This is a genomic window from Rhizobium sp. CECT 9324 (assembly GCF_918741265.1).
GTDB lineage: Bacteria > Pseudomonadota > Alphaproteobacteria > Rhizobiales > Rhizobiaceae > Allorhizobium.
The window spans coordinates 2,130,746-2,147,215 of the sequence record NZ_CAKKMZ010000001.1 but is presented as its reverse complement, the minus strand read 5'-3'; the positions used below and the strand labels follow the sequence as shown (position 1 = coordinate 2,147,215).

At 60.1% G+C, this 16,470-nt stretch carries 17 protein-coding genes; 8 read left to right on the top strand and 9 right to left on the bottom strand.

All coding sequences use genetic code 11. The features are described 5' to 3' along the window. Positions 1-58: 58 nt before the first annotated feature. Complete coding sequence (locus LQ231_RS10670) at positions 59-925, bottom strand: FRG domain-containing protein (RefSeq protein ID WP_230171299.1); 867 nt, start codon at positions 923-925, stop codon at positions 59-61. 239 nt (positions 926-1,164) lie between these two features. On the opposite strand from LQ231_RS10670, the gene LQ231_RS10665 reads away from it, so the two are divergent. From LQ231_RS10665 to LQ231_RS10655, 3 genes are all read left to right on the top strand, one after another. Next, on the top strand, positions 1,165-1,842 hold the full coding sequence (locus LQ231_RS10665) for a hypothetical protein (protein WP_230171298.1): 678 nt from the start codon (positions 1,165-1,167) through the stop codon (positions 1,840-1,842). Positions 1,843-3,972: 2,130 nt separating this feature from the next. Beyond that, entirely contained in the window at positions 3,973-4,257 is a 285-nt protein-coding gene (locus tag LQ231_RS10660; protein WP_230171297.1) for a GIY-YIG nuclease family protein, read from the top strand. Between the two features lie 115 nt (positions 4,258-4,372). Beyond that, positions 4,373-4,801, top strand: coding sequence for a VOC family protein (locus LQ231_RS10655; RefSeq protein ID WP_230171296.1), 429 nt, complete (start codon positions 4,373-4,375; stop codon positions 4,799-4,801). Positions 4,802-4,876: 75 nt separating this feature from the next. Here LQ231_RS10655 and LQ231_RS10650 read toward each other — a convergent pair whose 3' ends face one another. Beyond that, positions 4,877-5,308 carry an OsmC family protein gene (locus tag LQ231_RS10650; protein WP_113143944.1) on the bottom strand — a complete coding sequence of 144 codons (432 nt, stop codon included), beginning with the start codon at positions 5,306-5,308 and terminating at the stop codon, positions 4,877-4,879. Between the two features lie 1,517 nt (positions 5,309-6,825). Here LQ231_RS10650 and LQ231_RS10645 point away from each other — a divergent pair. Continuing rightward, the gene (locus LQ231_RS10645) at positions 6,826-7,137 is read left to right on the top strand and encodes a DUF1883 domain-containing protein (RefSeq protein ID WP_113144354.1); all 312 of its coding nucleotides are present in this window, start codon (positions 6,826-6,828) and stop codon (positions 7,135-7,137) included. A 22-nt stretch (positions 7,138-7,159) separates the two neighbouring features. On the opposite strand, the gene LQ231_RS10640 is transcribed toward LQ231_RS10645, so the two are convergent. The 3 genes from LQ231_RS10640 to LQ231_RS10630 form a co-directional block, all read right to left on the bottom strand. Then, positions 7,160-8,473: a replication-associated recombination protein A gene (locus tag LQ231_RS10640; protein WP_230171295.1), complete on the bottom strand. Its 1,314-nt coding sequence runs from the start codon at positions 8,471-8,473 to the stop codon at positions 7,160-7,162. After that, positions 8,470-9,876, bottom strand: coding sequence for a DegQ family serine endoprotease (locus LQ231_RS10635; protein ID WP_230171294.1), 1,407 nt, complete (start codon positions 9,874-9,876; stop codon positions 8,470-8,472). The genes LQ231_RS10640 and LQ231_RS10635 overlap by 4 nt, the downstream gene beginning before the upstream one ends. Positions 9,877-9,984: 108 nt before the next feature. Further along, entirely contained in the window at positions 9,985-11,010 is a 1,026-nt protein-coding gene (locus LQ231_RS10630; RefSeq protein ID WP_230171293.1) for a serine hydrolase, read from the bottom strand. A gap of 164 nt (positions 11,011-11,174) precedes the next feature. On the opposite strand from LQ231_RS10630, the gene LQ231_RS10625 reads away from it, so the two are divergent. Beyond that, positions 11,175-11,540, top strand: a complete 366-nt coding sequence (locus LQ231_RS10625) for a hypothetical protein (protein WP_230171292.1) — start codon at positions 11,175-11,177, stop codon at positions 11,538-11,540. A 190-nt stretch (positions 11,541-11,730) separates the two neighbouring features. Here LQ231_RS10625 and LQ231_RS10620 read toward each other — a convergent pair whose 3' ends face one another. The 3 genes from LQ231_RS10620 to LQ231_RS10610 form a co-directional block, all read right to left on the bottom strand. Beyond that, on the bottom strand, positions 11,731-12,051 hold the full coding sequence (locus tag LQ231_RS10620; protein WP_230171291.1) for a type II toxin-antitoxin system PemK/MazF family toxin: 321 nt from the start codon (positions 12,049-12,051) through the stop codon (positions 11,731-11,733). Continuing rightward, entirely contained in the window at positions 12,038-12,259 is a 222-nt protein-coding gene (locus tag LQ231_RS10615; RefSeq protein ID WP_230171290.1) for a type II toxin-antitoxin system PrlF family antitoxin, read from the bottom strand. The genes LQ231_RS10620 and LQ231_RS10615 overlap by 14 nt, the downstream gene beginning before the upstream one ends. Before the next feature lie 168 nt (positions 12,260-12,427). Further along, the gene (locus LQ231_RS10610) at positions 12,428-13,336 is read right to left on the bottom strand and encodes a LysR substrate-binding domain-containing protein (RefSeq protein ID WP_230171289.1); all 909 of its coding nucleotides are present in this window, start codon (positions 13,334-13,336) and stop codon (positions 12,428-12,430) included. A gap of 115 nt (positions 13,337-13,451) precedes the next feature. Here LQ231_RS10610 and LQ231_RS10605 point away from each other — a divergent pair, with 115 nt between their 5' ends. Continuing rightward, positions 13,452-14,588, top strand: coding sequence for a TauD/TfdA family dioxygenase (locus LQ231_RS10605; protein ID WP_113144361.1), 1,137 nt, complete (start codon positions 13,452-13,454; stop codon positions 14,586-14,588). Then, positions 14,585-15,361 (top strand): class II aldolase/adducin family protein, encoded by a 777-nt coding sequence (locus LQ231_RS10600; protein WP_230171288.1) that lies wholly within the window; start codon positions 14,585-14,587, stop codon positions 15,359-15,361. The genes LQ231_RS10605 and LQ231_RS10600 overlap by 4 nt, the downstream gene beginning before the upstream one ends. 70 nt (positions 15,362-15,431) lie before the next feature. Here the strand turns inward: LQ231_RS10600 and LQ231_RS10595 are convergent, their stop codons facing one another. Continuing rightward, the gene (locus LQ231_RS10595) at positions 15,432-16,187 is read right to left on the bottom strand and encodes a zinc ribbon domain-containing protein (protein ID WP_230173310.1); all 756 of its coding nucleotides are present in this window, start codon (positions 16,185-16,187) and stop codon (positions 15,432-15,434) included. Between LQ231_RS10595 and LQ231_RS10590 the strand changes: the two genes are divergently transcribed. After that, positions 16,123-16,398 (top strand): hypothetical protein, encoded by a 276-nt coding sequence (locus LQ231_RS10590; protein ID WP_230173432.1) that lies wholly within the window; start codon positions 16,123-16,125, stop codon positions 16,396-16,398. The genes LQ231_RS10595 and LQ231_RS10590 overlap by 65 nt on opposite strands. The last annotated feature ends 72 nt before the right edge of the window (positions 16,399-16,470 follow it).

Sequence of the window (16,470 nt, the reverse complement as noted above, 5' to 3'; positions counted from 1 at the left end):
TCGATTTTCTGCGGCACACCTTTTTCGGGAGCACAATGACTGCCGATCGACCCGCTCTCTACAGAGACCCTCGCTGACGGCGTACGTCGTCCTTCAGCTCTTCAATCATTCGACCAAACCCGTCGTCCTCTTCGGGATAAAGATGCTCATGGGCCGCTTCTGATATACCGCTCCGGTCCCAGAAATTCCGTGGCCTGAATTTGATCTTGGAGATTGGTCTAAGGCTAAAGTCCGTCTCCTCGTACGGGATCAGGCTCTTCGTTTCCATCGCATCGATCTCCGGATACTCCCCTAATAGATACCCTTCTTGAACGCCTGGACGCATTGCGATGTAGGGACAAACACTGGACAGTCTAATGATCTGCAGGCCTGCCTCAGCGCTTGAAGTCACGGCTGCGCTTATGTTCGGAACTGCCAGGACGTAGATGTAACCCCACTCGCGATTGCTAATGCTGGCGAAGGATGCGGCGATCCGGGGAGACAAAGTGACGTCCAGCAATGGAGTGTCTACGACCTCATAGTGCTGAAGGATGGCCCAACGAACGATGCGGTGTTTGAAAACACGCTGCTTAGGGTCGGGGATGTTGTGCGACCGGAATTGTTCCGCCAGCGACCGCTCGGCGTTTTTGAGGCCCCTGAAACGACGATCGAGCTCCGCCCGCCCTGGGTAATGGCCGTCTCTACCCCGCAGAATGCTCGGTTTCAGCGTGGTAGCCGCGCCAGACTTGTAATCCCGCGTCTGCCCGCGGAGCATCAGAACAAAATCTGGATTGTGGTACTGGATCGTCGCTAGGGTCCGGATGAGCTCGTTGTAATCCCTTATGGGCTTGCCATTGCCAATAGCCACTTCAGTTTGATCGACTTCGCGAATGTCAGCGCTTTCAGTGGCGAACCCCCAAAGCGGCTTGTGACCGACTGTCTCCACAATTTCCTCCCCAATCAATCGACAGCAATTTCATAGACGACCGACCTCTGAAACGAAAGCTCGTGAGCGGAAAGCGCCCTTACAGCGTTGGCTAAGCGACAGGCCTAGAATGAAGCTGTCAAAGTGCGCATTGGCTATAAAGAGTGCGCGAAACTCGAAAACCCTTAGGGAATTCAACGCTAAAACACCCAGAAATTACAAGATCAGTGTCCGCGTTACATGAGGAGCGCCTAACATTCATGCCGCGGGGCACAGTTCCGCGGCATGAATTCTGCTTCTGGTTACATGATCAAACCGCACGGTTGCTGGTCGAAGCATCCCATTCCGGCCAAATAGAAGACTGGCACGAAGCCGTTTCGACTGCATTATCAATGCTCGACGAAAGCATTGATGAGGGCAAAATATTGCCTGCTCTCGCCGAAAGCGGCGGAACATTATGCGTACCGATGAAGATTGATATCTTCGTTGCGGTATTATCGGATACACTTCACTTTATATATGAAGCGCTAAAAAACCTAGAAAAGCGCAAGTTCAATGTTGCCTTTTCGCTGCTGCGAAAACCGCTAACAGAAAATTTAATTATACTTTCGCGACTTGTGGCAGATGATGACCACTTCATCCGGTCTTTTGCAGACGGAACCTTCCAAAAAAAACAAGTTATACAAATATATCGGTCCCAAAGGATAGATCTATTCAATTCCGTGATCGGCAAGCTTCCAGTGGGAAGTCCTTTTACTGGTGACCTTATTGACGACATTGCATTCAGCAAGGACGCGCCGAACGGACTGCAAATACGCATGCAGCAGTCGATGCACCTTGTAACAACGCGCCACCCAGCTCTACTTACACCAAAACTTGGAATTAATAGAATATTCTTCGACGAACAGGGCGACGAAAACTATTCCGCGTACGATTAACTGCCAACTATAATTTTATTTATACTGCAGATGTCGATATCCAAATTATCGACGTATCTAGCAACTGACGAGAGGAGTACAACCGAAATTATGATTAGGGCGTTGGGTATTTATTCAAATCTGCACCCGGGCAAACTTGATGACATGTCTCAATATCTGAATAGGACTCTAGTCGATTTTTTCAAATGTGAATGGTGTGAAGAGGGTGACGCCAAGATTCGAAAGAAACATGTGGCAAAATTTTACCTTCACGATCAGATTCACTGCACTAGATGCAATCGCCAAAGCCATACCCCATTTACGTACATATTAAGAAGCGACCATTTGAAGATTGTTGAGAGCGAACGGATTCCAGATTCTGAGTATGTGAAACTTTTCGGGTGATATACCCAGACGGCACGGCACCGCCAAAGCTTTAGCGGGGTGACAGGGCAAGGCACCAACCACCTCCCCCCTTGCGGGGGAGGATGGAAAATCAGAGACTTAGGCGCGCGTTAGCTACCTAAACTTCAGATTTTCCTGGAGAGGGGCACGGTTCCGCTGGCACCACCCTGACCAAGCCCACATTCGCGCGGTGACATCACCACCGCCAGTCGCCTTTGACATCTCGTCTGCCACCCGCATCTCCCAACACTCCAGTCATCCTCGCCCTTGAGGCGAGGATCCAGTCGCAAGCAGCCCCCTCAGGCGCTACGTCCCACTTGGAAATCGCATGCCGCCCCCGTCATGCGACCCACCCTGTCAAAACCCCTCCGCCTTGCGCATGGATCCTCGCCTCAAGGGCGAGGATGACTGATTGAACGTGGCACCAAATCCCAAGCCGACCTTTGCGCGCTGATCACCACCGCCAGTCGCCTTTGACATCTCGTCTGCCACCCGCATCTCCCAACACTCCAGTCATCCTCACCCTTGAGGCGAGGATCCAGTCGCAAGCAGCCCCTCAGGCGCTACGTCCCACTTGGAAATCGCGCACCGTCCCGTCATCCGTACAACCCTGCCAAAACCCCTCCGCCTTGCGCATGGATCCTCGCCTCAAGGGCGAGGATGACTGATTGACCGTGGCACCAAACCTCAAGCAGACCTTCGCGCACTGATCACCATCGCCAAGCAACCTCGACATCTCGTCTGCCACCCGCATTTCCCAACACTCCAGTCATCCTCGCCCTTGAGGCGAGGATCCAGTCGCAAGCAGCAGCTCACCCACGACATCCCGCTTGGAAAGCGCACGCCGTCCCGTCATGCGAACCCGTCCGCCTTGCACATGGATCCTCGCCTCAAGGGCGAGGATGACTGATTGAACGTGGTACCAAACCCCAAGCGGACCTTCGCGCGCTGATCACCCCCGCCAATCAACCTCGACATCTCGTCTGCCACCAGCCTCTCCCAACACTCCAGTCATCCTCGCCTCAAAAGCGAGGATGACTGATTGACTGTGGTACCAAACCCAAAGCCAACATTCGCGCGGTGACATCACCGCCGCCAAGCAACCTCGACATCTCGTCTGCCACCCGCATTTCCCAACACTCCAGTCATCCTCGCCCTTGAGGCGAGGATCCAGTCGCAAGCAGCAGCAAAGGCGCAACATCCCGCTTGGAAAGCGCATGCCGCCCCGTCATCCGTAACACCATGTGAAAACCCCTCCGCCTTGCGCATGGATCCTCGCCTCAAGGGCGAGGATGACTGATTGACCGTGGTACCAAAGCCCAAGCCGACCTTCGCGCGCTGATCACCCCCGCCAAGCAACCTCGACATCTCCGCTGCCACCAGCCTCTCCCAACACTCCAGTCATCCTCGCCCTTGAGGCGAGGATCCAGTCGCAAGCAGCCCCTCAGGCGCTACGTCCCACTTGAAAATCGCACGCCGTCCCGTCATCCGTACCACCCTGTCAAACCCGTCCGCCTTGCGCATGGATCCTCGCCTCAAGGGCGAGGATGACTGATTGACTGTGGTACCAAAGCCCAAAGCCGACCTTCGCGCGCTGATCACCGCCGCCAAGCAACCTTGACATCTCCTCTGCCACCCGCATCCCCCAACACTCCCGTCATCCTCGCCCTTGAGGCGAGGATCCACACGCAATCCCCCTAAAAACCCAGGATTGACGACCCTGCCCGCGACGTCGAACATTTGACGATGGCAGGCTACGTCTACATCGTTACCAATCACAAGAACGGCACGCTCTATATCGGCGTCACCTCCGATCTGGAGCGGCGCATCTACGAGCACCGGGAAGGCCTGACGCCCGGATTTGCGACGAAATATGGCTGCAAGCAGCTCGTCTGGTATGAAGAACATCAACGCATCGGCACCGCCATCCAACGGGAGAAATCCCTGAAGCGATGGTACCGTAAATGGAAGATCACACTGATCGAGAGCATCAATCCCGACTGGCGGGACCTGTACTACGAACTGTGGTGAGAAGAGCCACGGCGCTCAACAACGACAATGCCTGACCGTCCAGCGCAGACAACCTGCACCATTGAAGCACCGTCATACGCGCCTACATTCATGCAAGCGTCAGGAGGAGATCGCCATGGAAACAGAGGAATTGCATCGCGGCCGGTTGATCGATCATATCCAACTGGTGGTGCGCGACCTGCCGGCCAGCCGGCGGTTTTACGGAGCGATCTTTGAGGTGCTGGGCGTGCCGATCGGCGGCGAGACGGCGGATTATTTCTGGGCCGACGAGCTGTTCGTCTCGACCGCCGACAGCGAGGCGGCGCTCGGCAAGCTGACCGGCCGCCTTCACCTCGCCTTTCAGGCTGCCGATGCCGCCATGGTCGATGCCGCGCACGCGGCAGGACTTCTGGCCGGCGGACGGGACAATGGCCCGCCCGGAGAGCGCCCCTATCATCCGGGCTACTACGCCGCTTTTCTGCTCGATCCGGACGGCAACAATATCGAGGCCGTCTATCATGGCCCGTCAACCCGCAGCGCCGCCTCCGTCAAGGTGACGTTCTGACGACAAACGGCGTCCGACCCGGATGGGCGGACGCCGCGTTCATCCATTTTGCCGACAAGCGCCGGCAGTCGGCGCTCAGCCGAACGTCACATTCAGGCTGATCGGCACCGCCTTCAGCGCCTTCGATACCGGGCAGCCGACCTTGGCCTTTTCGGCGATCGACTTGAACGTTGCAGCATCAGTGCCCGGAACCGAGCCGGCGAGGTTCAGCTCGATGGCGGTGATCTCGAAGCCGTCGCCGACCTTGTCGAGCGAGACGATCGCCTTGGTCTCGAGGCTGTCGGCCTTCAGGCCTTCCTGCTCGAGCTGCAGCGACAGCGCCATAGTGAAGCAGGCGGCATGGGCCGCCCCGATCAGCTCTTCCGGATTGCTGCCGGCGACGCCCTCGAAGCGGGTCTTGAAACCATAGGGCTGGTCCTTCAACGCGCCGCTTTCGGTGGAAACCTTGCCGCGTCCGTCCTTCAGGCCGCCGGCCCAATGAGCCGAACCATATTTCTGAATGGCCATTCGTCTTCTCCTTCGTTGCGGGTGAGTATTGGCTGTGGATGCCGTCTCTGATGCATCATCGAATGGGATCAATGCCTGGCGCGGCGAACTGTTCCGCCGAACGGCCACCGCGGACGTGGCGCAGCCGGGCGAATGCCGTAGGCGATCGACCGCACCGGCAGCATAGGCCGGGCGTGGTCTGGCGTCCATCGCCTCGCTTGCGCGACACCTTCGGTGGCCACACCCTGCCGCACGACCCCAAACACCACCTCTCAGGGGGATGACTTTTGCAAATTCCCCAACGTTTTCAATAAAACGTACCCCATTTCATCCCCCTGGTTTTGAGTTGTGCCATACTCCCCTCCGTTCCGCTTTCGGATACACCGGGTTTTGCGAGCCCGGCGAAGCGGAACCGGCGCCGGGGGGCGCGGCTGTCGCTGGCCAGACCCTCCGGGCCGGATGCAACGGTCTCCCTCCGGTGGCGGGACGGTGGATGGTTAAGACCTCGGATGGTTTGAGCCAGCCTCGATCCCAACGGCCATCGGGCGTGCCTCAGGGGCACACAAACAAGGCGCCGGATCCGGTCAAACGGGTCCGGTGACAAAGACGGCGGGAGCTCAGGCGTTAATGCCAAGGCTCCCCGGGCGAGGGTCAGGTCGGGATGTGCGCACATCCGCCGGGAACCTGAAACCTCCCGGGCACCCGGCCAGGACGTCTCGATGAGACGTTTCGGACCCGCGCCCGGTTGACGACGAAACGTATGTTTCGCCGCACAGAGCCGCCTTGCCAGAGAGACGCATGCAACCGGCAAAAATCGCCGAACGGGGCGCCGGAAGGAGCCATATAAATTATTCAACAGGTTGCTTCTGGCGCCCTGTCCGAGACTGACAAGCCATCCCCGGAGGAGGAGATTCCAACCGGAGTTTTGGCGTGGGATTTTTGAAGGTTTGAAGGATGCGAATGGAGGATGGTGGTGGGTGGAAAATCCGAAACGTGGGTCTAGCGACAACCTCAACGGCATCTGTCAGTGGCAGTCGTCAGCCGCAGCCGTCAGCGCCAGTTCACCCCCCTCTGTCGGCTCCGCCGACATCTCCCCCTCACGGGGGGAGATCACCGAGACCTCGGGGCGAGGGAGAGGATGGTGATCATGGTGCAAGGGCGACAAAACACGGACAGTCAGAAATACCTCATCGCACTGGCCTCATTTGCACAAGCTATCCGTTGGGACGAGCGACCCGCCCCAGGTCGATCTCCCTCCTTGTGGGGGAGATGCCCGGCAGGGCAGAGGGGGGTATAGCGAGGCAGAAGAGCAAACGATCCAGTGAATCGTTCGCAGTGACGAACGAACGGGAGGGCATAGAGGGTATCGCGAGGCCAGAGAGGTGCATCGCCGGGTCAGAGGAGTCTCGCCAAAGCAAAGGGGGGATCGCCGGACGCACCCCCGTCCCCGTCAAACCATGCAGCGCATGGCAAACTTTTCCTTAACCGGTCGCCTGTAATTTAGCCCCAGTGAAATCACCAGCAAGACGAGCAGCCGCGTGTCCAAGCCGACTTTCCGCTTTACCCATTACGACCTGAAGGAGCAGCGCGCCGGTACGATCATCGAGGTGACGCTGTCGGCGGTCAACAATGTCCGGCTGATGACGCCGGCGAATTTCCAGCGCTTCAAGGAGACTCTGGATTTCAAATATATCGGCGGCGTGGCGAAGAAGTCGCCGATCAAGCTGGTCATTCCTGAAAACGCCCACTGGCACCTGATCGTCGACATGGAGGGCCATCACGGTCTGGCCGAATCCAAGGTCAAGATGATTGCCGGACCGGCCGCGGCGCCAAAACAAAAGGCGTCCTGAACGCCCCTTCCCTTTGCGCGCCCTACGGCTCGCCACGCTCGCGGCGCAGCTTCGACCACCAGTCGAGACGCTTCTTGATGTCACGCTCGAAGCCGCGCTCCGGCGGATCGTAATATTGCTGGCGGCCCATCTTCTCGGGGAAATAGTTCTGGCCGGAAAAGGCATCGGGCTCGTCGTGGTCGTAGCGATAGCCCTCGTTATAGCCTTCCGCCTTCATCAGCTTGGTCGGCGCATTGAGGATATGTTTGGGCGGCAAAAGCGAGCCATGCTCCTTGGCGGCCCGCATCGCCGCCTTGTAGGCGACATAGACGCCGTTCGATTTCGGCGCGGTGGCGAGATAGACGCAGGCCTGAGCCAAGGCCAGCTCACCCTCCGGCGAGCCGAGATAGTCGTAGGCGTCCTTGGCGGCATTGCAGATCACCAGCGCCTGCGGATCGGCGAGGCCGATATCCTCGACCGCCATGCGCACCAGCCGGCGGCCAAGATAAAGCGGGTCCTCGCCGGCATCGAACATGCGGCAAAGATAGTAGAGCGCCGCATCGGGATCGGAACCGCGCACCGATTTGTGCAGCGCCGAGATCAGGTTGTAGTGGCCGTCCTGGCCCTTGTCATAGACAGGCGCACGGCGCTGAACGATGCGAGCGAGCCCCTCGGTGTCGAAGGTTTCACCCGTCCTCGCCGCCCGCCAGACTTCCTCGGCCAGCGTCAGCGAGGCACGGCCATCGCCGTCGGCCATGCGGATCAGCGCGGTGCGGGCGCCTTCATCCAGCGGCAGCGGCTTGGCTTCGGTGTCTTCGGCGCGCTTGAGCAGCGTCTCGATGCTTTGCTCGTCATGCGGCTTGAAGGTCAGCACACGGGCGCGGGACAAAAGCGCTGCGTTGAGCTCGAAGCTCGGGTTTTCCGTTGTCGCGCCGACGAGGATCACCGTGCCGTCTTCCATGACCGGCAGGAAACTGTCCTGTTGGGCACGGTTGAAGCGGTGGATCTCGTCGACGAAGAGCAGCGTCTGGCGGCCCTCCATGCGGCGCATGCGGGCGCCTTCAAAGACCTTCTTCAGGTCCGCCACGCCGGAAAAGATCGCCGAGATCTGTTCGAACGCCAGCCCCGCCTCGCCCGACAGAAGCCTGGCGACGGTGGTCTTGCCGGTGCCGGGCGGGCCCCAGAAGATCATCGAGCCGAGAGAGCCGGCCGAGATCATCCGGGCGAGCACGCCGTCTTCGCCGGTCAGATGTTCCTGGCCTGTCACTTCCGACAGGTTTTTCGGTCGCAGACGGTCGGCCAGCGGCCGCCGCTCTGCGATGTCTTTCGGAACATGTGAGGCGAAGAGGTCGCTCATCGGAAGATCTGCCGGATGCGCTGGCCATCGCGCTCGATCTCGACCCGCCAGAAGCTGGCATCGCTGCCGGCAGCGGCCGCGAGATCGTCCACCGAATTGACGTTGGCGCCATTGATCGCCACGACGATATCGCGCGGGGCAAAACCGAGCCGGGCGGCGGGCGAACCCTTGACCACTTCGGTGACGACGACGCCGGTCACTTCGGAGGCCATGCGCAATTCATAGGCCAGACGCGGCGACAGATTGGCGGCGCGCAGGCCGGCAAACGGGCTGCGGCCCTCGATCAGCTTGATGTCGCGCGGCCGGGTTTCCGGTGCCGATGCCAGTTGCAGGTTGATTTCGCCGCTTTTGCCATTGTCGCTGACGGAAAGCTTGACCGTCTTGCCGAGGCCGGCCGTGGTCAGGCGGTAGCCCAGCGCATCGGGATGTTCGACCGGAATGCCGTTGACGGCGGTAATGACTTCGCCCGGCTTCAGGCCCGCCTTGGCAGCCGGGCCGTCTTCCACCACACGCACCACCAGCGCGCCGCGCACGGTCTGCAGACCGAGCGCTTCGGCCACTTCCGAGGTCACCGGCTCGAAGATGGCGCCGATGTAAGGCCGTTCGAAATTGGCATCACCCTTGTCGGCAGCCTCGAGGAAAACCCGGACGAGATTGGCCGGAATGGCAAAGCCGACGCCATTGGAGCCGCCGCCCTTGGAAAAGATCGCGGTGTTGATGCCGATCAGTTCACCCTTCATGTCGACCAGCGCGCCTCCGGAATTGCCGGGATTGATCGCGGCATCGGTCTGGATGAAGAAGCCGAAATCGCCTTCGGTGACCTGATTGCGGGCCAGCGCCGAGACGATGCCTGATGTCACCGTCTGGCCGACGCCGAACGGGTTGCCGATGGCAAGAACCAGATCGCCGACCTCGGTCTTGTCGGAATCGGCGATCGGCAGGAACGGCAAAGTCTCCTTGGTCTCGAAGCGCAGCACGGCGAGATCGAGGCGGTCGTCCTTCAGCACCACCTTGACCGGGAATTCGCGACCGTCGGCGAGCGCCACCTTGATGTCGTCGGCACCTTCAATGACGTGATTGTTGGTGATGACAGTGCCATTCGATTCGACGATCACACCGGACCCGAGCGAGGACTGCTTTTCGGTCCGGTTCGGCATGCGCTGGCCGAAGAACTGCTCGAAAAAGGGATCGCCGGCAAACGGACTGGCGCGGCGCTGAACCACGCGCTCGGCATAGACATTGACCACCGCACCGCGGGTCTGCTTGACCAGCGGCGCATAGGAGAGCTGGACGTCGATCTTGGATTGCGGAACGACCTTTTCCTGCGCCGAGGCAGCCATCGGCACAGCGAGCGCAGCGATAATCGGCAAAACAACAGGCAGGCAGAGTTTCAGACGAAGCATGCGAATCCCCTTCGAGGCATTGGCAGAAGTTCTAGACCTCGTTCCTGCAAACCGAAATAGGCGGAACCAAGGTCAAGACATTGCAGATGGGGATAAACGCCCTCCCGCTCAAGCCTTTGCGGTTTCGATCATGCGGCTGACCAGGCCATGCAGTTCGTCACGGTAACCGGTGCGGGCTGACGGTGCCGCCTCGTTCGAGGTCATGGTGACGGTCAGATCGAGGCTCGGCACGATATAGAGCATCTGTCCGCCATAACCCCAGGCGTAATTCACCCGCTCGCCGGCCATGTCCTTCAGAAACCAGGCATAGCCGTAACCATCGCCGTTGAAGACCGAATTGGTGCGCTGGATCCAGCTTTCGCGGATCCAGGCCTCGGAGATCAACCGGGTCCCTTCCCCCGTGACGCCGCCGCGGCGATAGAGCTCACCGAAGGCATGCAGCGAGCGCGGCGTCATGGCCATCTGGTTGCCGCCGAGATAGTAGCCCTGCGGATCGCGGTCCCAGGCGCCGATGCGAAAACCCTCGAGCGGTCCGAGCCAGTCGCGGGCGAGCGCCAGGGTCGGCTTGCCGGAGACTTTGGTGAGGATGACCGAGAGCAGATGGGTGGAGGCGGTCGAATACAGCATGCCGCCGCCCGGCTCATCGACGAAATCGGCGGCAAGCGCCGTCCGCACCCAGTTTCGGCTGGCGACCCAGCGGCCGTAGTTCGGGCCTGACATGCGGTCGAGGCCGGAGCGCATCGACAGAAGATGGCCGATGGTGATCTTTGACAGGCGCGGATCGGGATTTTCGGGGAAATCGGAGCGCAGCACGGTTTCGATCGGCTGATCAACCCCCTTGAGCAGCCCCTTGTCGATGGCGATGCCGACCAGGGCCGAGACGATCGATTTCGAGGCGGACTTGATATTCGTCGAGCCGGTCAGGGCGTTGTTGCCAAAGGCACGTTCGGCAAGCAAGTCACCGTCTCGCGTCACGATCACCGTTTCCAGGCTGTCCAGCCGACGCGCGGCCTCCAGCAAGCCGCCAATGCGCTCGTTCAGCACATCGCCGCCCGTTGCCGACTGTGCGAAGCTGCGGGTGACGGATACGGCCGGAAGGGTCGCGATGAGGGCGAGGAGCGTTCTTCTGTTCATGACCTACCATTTAGGAAAAACGCCGGCCAAACAAAGGCTGACTGCCACGATCTCACCTGATCGTGAGAAGCTGTCATGCGCAAGGTGCATGGAACGATGTCTGCGCTCAAGACGTTGATCAGGCATTGATAAAATAAATCCCGTCGTCGAAAACCGAGGTGACCATGACCAATCCTGATGCCGCCGCACGCGCCGTCGTCTTCGCGCTCCTCGCAGCACCCTTGCTAGCCGGTGCCCTGCCTGCGCATGCGGCGAGCTTCGATTGCAGCAAACCGGATCTGGCTGCCGACGAGACCACCATTTGCCAGACCCTGTCGCTGAACGACATGGATGTGAAGATGGTCACCACATTCGAGCTTCTATCCGGCCTGCTGGCCATGGGAAGTCGCGGCGAATTGCAGGACCAGCAGATCGCTTGGCTGACCCAACGCGGCGAGTGCAAGGCCGATGTCGATTGCCTAGCGGCCGCCTATGCCGCGCGGATGGCGCAGTTGACCAGCGTTTATGAGGGCGTGCAGCGGCCGAAGTGAACCCGCATCTAGCTGTCATTACGCAAATTAGCTTATTTCCTAAATCTCTCCGTCTGTGAAATGCGAGAACGCCCTACTCTATCCGCGAATGGCGAGAAGCCTAGCGCTCGGCATTTTCAGTGCTTAGCGGCGGGCACATCATGGCGAAACGGTCGCCTTGACGAATAGGTTACGCCTTGCCCAAGGAATTCTAGACACGCAGCAGCACAGCATCATTTGTCGACGCGTCCGCTGGGCCCAGAGGCTCGACATGCCTAGCCTCTACCGTTGCCAGTTTGACCGGTCGCACGACCGATGGTGCCGGCAGGCCCGCAGCGGCATGGTCCGGGATCGGCACGTCCTCCGGCCAAGAACGGTTCTCGGCAGAGGTGATCATGACAACCCACAAAAGACCCTCCTGCTCGCCAATCCCGCCATTCGAAACGACAAATGCCGGCCTTCGCTGGCGGGTGTCGCGATCCGTGTAAGGAAAGGGAACGCGGACGATATCGCCCTGTTTAAAGATCGGCATAGGCCTTGCGGTCCGCTTCGCTGTCCCATTCAGAAAACGTCGCGAACGGATCATCCGACGGTTGATCGGCTAGCGCGCGGGAAATCACAACCCGGCCATCGGGTTCGATCGTATACAGGATCGCATCGCCTTCCTTCAGCCGAAGGGCCGCCCGCACCGCTTGGGGAACGGTTGTCTGCGCCTTGCTAGTGAGTTTGCTGGACATCATCACGTCACCTCTGCGAAGAAAGTAAGGAATTTCCTTTCTCGGGACAAGAGGGGGTCGGTCGCTTGCGGTTTACGGCGTAACGCGAGGGGGTGGTCTGCTCTGGCGCGATCGCCTTTTATCCCTGTTGAAAAGCGGGTGAACCGCTGACTGGGTAGAGAAGGTGACCATCTATCCGCGGGTCTCAAGTGCGAGCCTCATATCTCCGAGCCAGCGCACAAAGGCCTTGACCGCCGCTTTTTGGGCGCCGCTCGGATTGACCGTGGCATAATAGCCGGTGCCGAGATCCAGCGCGCCCTCCGGCCAATGAACCAGCGATCCGTCGGCAACGAGGCCGTCGGTGATCGAGTGCCAGCCGAGCATCAGGCCGCGGGTATCAAGGGTCGCCTGGACCGCCTGGACGTAATTATCGAAGGTTTGGCCGGCATTGCCGGGTTTGCCGAGGCCGCGCAGGCTAAGGTAGTCGCTCCAGCCGGCCCAGTGGCGCGTCTCGGTCGAGCGGACATGGATGAGGGGCGACTGCGCCAGCCCTTCGCCCGAGGCCAGCAGCCGTTCGACCAGGGCCGGGCGCCCGACCGGGCAGACGGTCTCGTCGAACAGCTTGGTGGTCTCGCCATCGTTCCAGTTGCCGGCGCCATAACGCAGAACGAGATCGGTGCCGGGCGAAATCGTCGGCAGGTCGGTGGGCGGCACCTGGACATTGACCATGACATCCGGATAGCGGGCGTAGAAATCGGTGAGCCGCGGCATGAGCCAGTAGGTCGCCATGCCGATCGTGCAGGCGACCGTCAGGCGCTGCTCCTCGAGGCCGGCGCTGATGCGGATCTCCTCGATCGTGTCGGCGATCAGATCGAGGCCGTCACGGGTGGCGCGCGCCAGTTGCTGGCCGGCCTCGGTCAGACGCGCGGGGCGTGTCGTGCGGTCGATCAACGGAGCGCCGACATGCTCCTCCAGTATTTTCAGAGCCTGGGTCACGGCCGGCTGGGTGACATTCAGGCGGGTTGCGGCCTCACGCATCGAGCCGAGGCGCGAAACTGTCTCGAACGTGGTCAGCAGTCGCAGGGGCGGCAGGCGGCTCAAGTCAATCTCCAGCTTAATTTACAATAAGCATAATCCCTCTGGTTTCCCAAGGAAAGGCGGATGATGATCGTCAAATCGAGCCGATACCCTGGCGATCCAGATTAAGGAAACCGAGATGAACATGCATGTTGCGACCGAGGCCGTCACCCTTGCTGACAAGGGGCTTCATGTGCCACTGGCCGAGGGCCGGATCGCGTATTTCAACTACTATTGGCTGCGCGACAATTGCCCCACCTCCTTCGACAGTGCGACACGCGAGCGCAGCTTCGACATCTTCCATCTCGACCAGCCGCCGCGCGCCGAAACCGCCGTCGTTGACGGTGAGACGCTGGTAATCGAATGGGCCGGCGAGGATCATGTGTCGCGCTATCCGATAAAGATGCTTACGCTCTATGCCGACGGCCGGCACCGCGCCGATCCGGCCGACCTGCCGCGCCGGGCTTGGTTCAGCGATCACTATCCGACGATCGCACGCTTCTCGCAGGCCGAGTTGAAAGCCGACCCGGCCAAGGTGGCTGATTGGATCAAGGCGATGATCGTCGACGGACTGACGATTGTCACCGACATGCCGGACAGCGACGAAGGCCTGACCGAGACGGTGAAGCTGATGGGCCATGTGCGGCCGACATTCTTCGGCGAATTCTTCAATGTGCGCACGCATATCAATCCGACCAACACCGCCTATACCGCCAAGGCGCTGGAGCTGCATACCGACACGCCGGCCGAAGAGCATGCGCCGGGCATCCAGTTCCTGCATTGCCGGGCTAATACCGTCGAAGGCGGCATGAGCATCTATTCCGACGGCGTGGCAGTGGCGAATGCGTTCCGGGAGATCGATCCGGAGGGGTTCAAGCTGTTGTCGGAGATCGACATTCCGTTCTTCTGCGAACACGACACATACGACATGCGCTCGCGCCAGCGGGTGATCGAACTGGACAAGCATGGCGAAGTCTCGGGGCTGACGATCAGCCAGCACATGGCCGACATTTTCGACCTGCCGCAGACCGTGCTCGACGATTATTACCCGGCCTTCTGCCGTTTTGGCAAAATGCTGCAGGACGACAAGTTCATGATGCGCTTCCTGATGAAGGCCGGCGAGTGCATGGTGTTCGACAACCACCGCATCGTGCATGGCCGTTTGGCCTATTCGGCGACCAGCGGCGATCGTTACCTGCGCGGCTGTTATGCCGATCGCGAGGAGATGCGCTCGACCTACCGCGCGCTGACCACCGAGGGGAGGTTCAAGGCATGAACATCGCCCCTGCTCTGCCCCAAGTGCCAGCTGAGATGCTCAATGATGCCGCGCTCACCACGTTGCGTCAGGATCTGGCCGCCGCCTTTAGGCTTTGCCATCGCTTCGGCTGGAGCGAGTCGGTCGGCAATCATTTCAGCGCGGCGGTCTCCGCCAATGGGCGAAAGTTCCTGCTCAATCCGCGCTGGCAGCATTTTGCCACGATCAAGGCGAGCGATCTCTTGCTGCTCGATGCCGATGATCCCGATGTGATGACAGGTGAGAATGCGCCTGATCCGTCGGCCTGGACCGTGCATGGCACGCTGCATCGGATGTTGCCGGAGGCGCGGGTGATCCTGCATTGCCATTCGCCTTATGCGGTGGCGCTTTCCTGCCTGAAAGATCCGACGCTTTTGCCGCTCGACAACAACACGGCGCGGTTCTTCGGGCGGATCGGCTATGACCTCGATTTCGGTGGCATTGCCGATGCGGCGGAAGAAGGCGAGCGGCTGGCCGCGATGATCCGCGGCAAGGCGGTGCTGGTGATGGGCAATCACGGCGTCTCGGTTGCCGGCGAAACGGTGGCGGACGCCTTCGAGGACCTCTATTTCTTCGAGAAGGCGGCGCAGACGATGGTGCTGGCGCTGTCGACGGGACAGCCGCTGGCGGTGCTGTCGGACGAGATCGCGCAGGGCACGTCGGACGGGTGGATTCCGTATCGCGGCATGGCGGAGCGGCATTTTACGTATCTGAAGTCGTGCCTGGACAGGGAAGATCCGTCCTGGCGGGATTGAGGCACCCTGCTCCGGTTCGCGCCGGCCTGTCGTGTGGGCAATAATCCAAGGCGGGACCGCTGCGGGTTCGTCATGCTCGGCCTTGTGCCGAGCATCTACCGCGTTCAGCTTCGTCGCTCGGCAGATCCTCGGGACAAGCCCGGGCATTTACCGAAGCCGACAAACGGGATTGGGCGGTGTCCGTCTTGGGTTTGTAACCGGGTTTTCCGCTGCGATCGATCCAGTCGAGGATGGTGCCAAGCTCGCCTTGCAGGGTGATGCTGTAGCTGCCGCGATTCTCGCCTGGGGTGACCACAACGCGATCGATGATCTCGCGGATGGTGTCTGCGGCTTCTAGCGCGTTGCCGGGTTGGGAAAGCGTCTCGGTCAAACGCTCGATTCTGCGCCTGTAGGTCTCCGCGATGCCTGGATGAAGGTCGGGAACGTTCTGGGGGATATCGGCGAGACGCGCGGTGAGGCTGTCCTGTTTGGCCTCCAATTCAGTCAGCCGGTCGGACAGAGCACGATGCCAGCCGCCCTGCTCGATGACGCGAACGATCTCGGCAATGGCCTTTGCAGCCTCAGCAAGCTTGCGACGGTTGGCCTCGGCGGAAATGCGGCGCTCGCGGTTGAGCCTGTTGGTTTCCTCTGCATAAGCGCGCATCGCCTCCGCCATCATGTCCGGGGTCATTAGGCGCTCACGCAGGCCAGCCAGCACCCGGTCTTCGAGCGGCTTACCACGGACGGTGCGGGCATTGTCGCAACCGTTGCCGAGCAAATGGTTGGAGCAGGTAAAGCGATCCTGTCCGCGCCGGGAATATGTGCCGCCACAACTGCCGCAGAACACCAGACCGGACAAGAGCGTGCGCTGCGCGAGAGGGGAAATGGTGGACCTGCATGATGTTATCGTATGCTTCTTTATCGCCTCTATGGCATCCGGCGCATTGTTGCTGAACCGCTTTATCTACCCGTTTTGGTTTCCCTATCTTCCAAACTGGAAATCCGCTTACATCGCGTCAGTCTTGGTTTTTGTAAGCGTCTTTTTTCGCTTCTCTTGAGCTGACGAGGAACAACTGCGCTTTCGCGCGATGATTTCTGGCGCTGAGCGGCAGACGCCTCTTGGCCCGAAG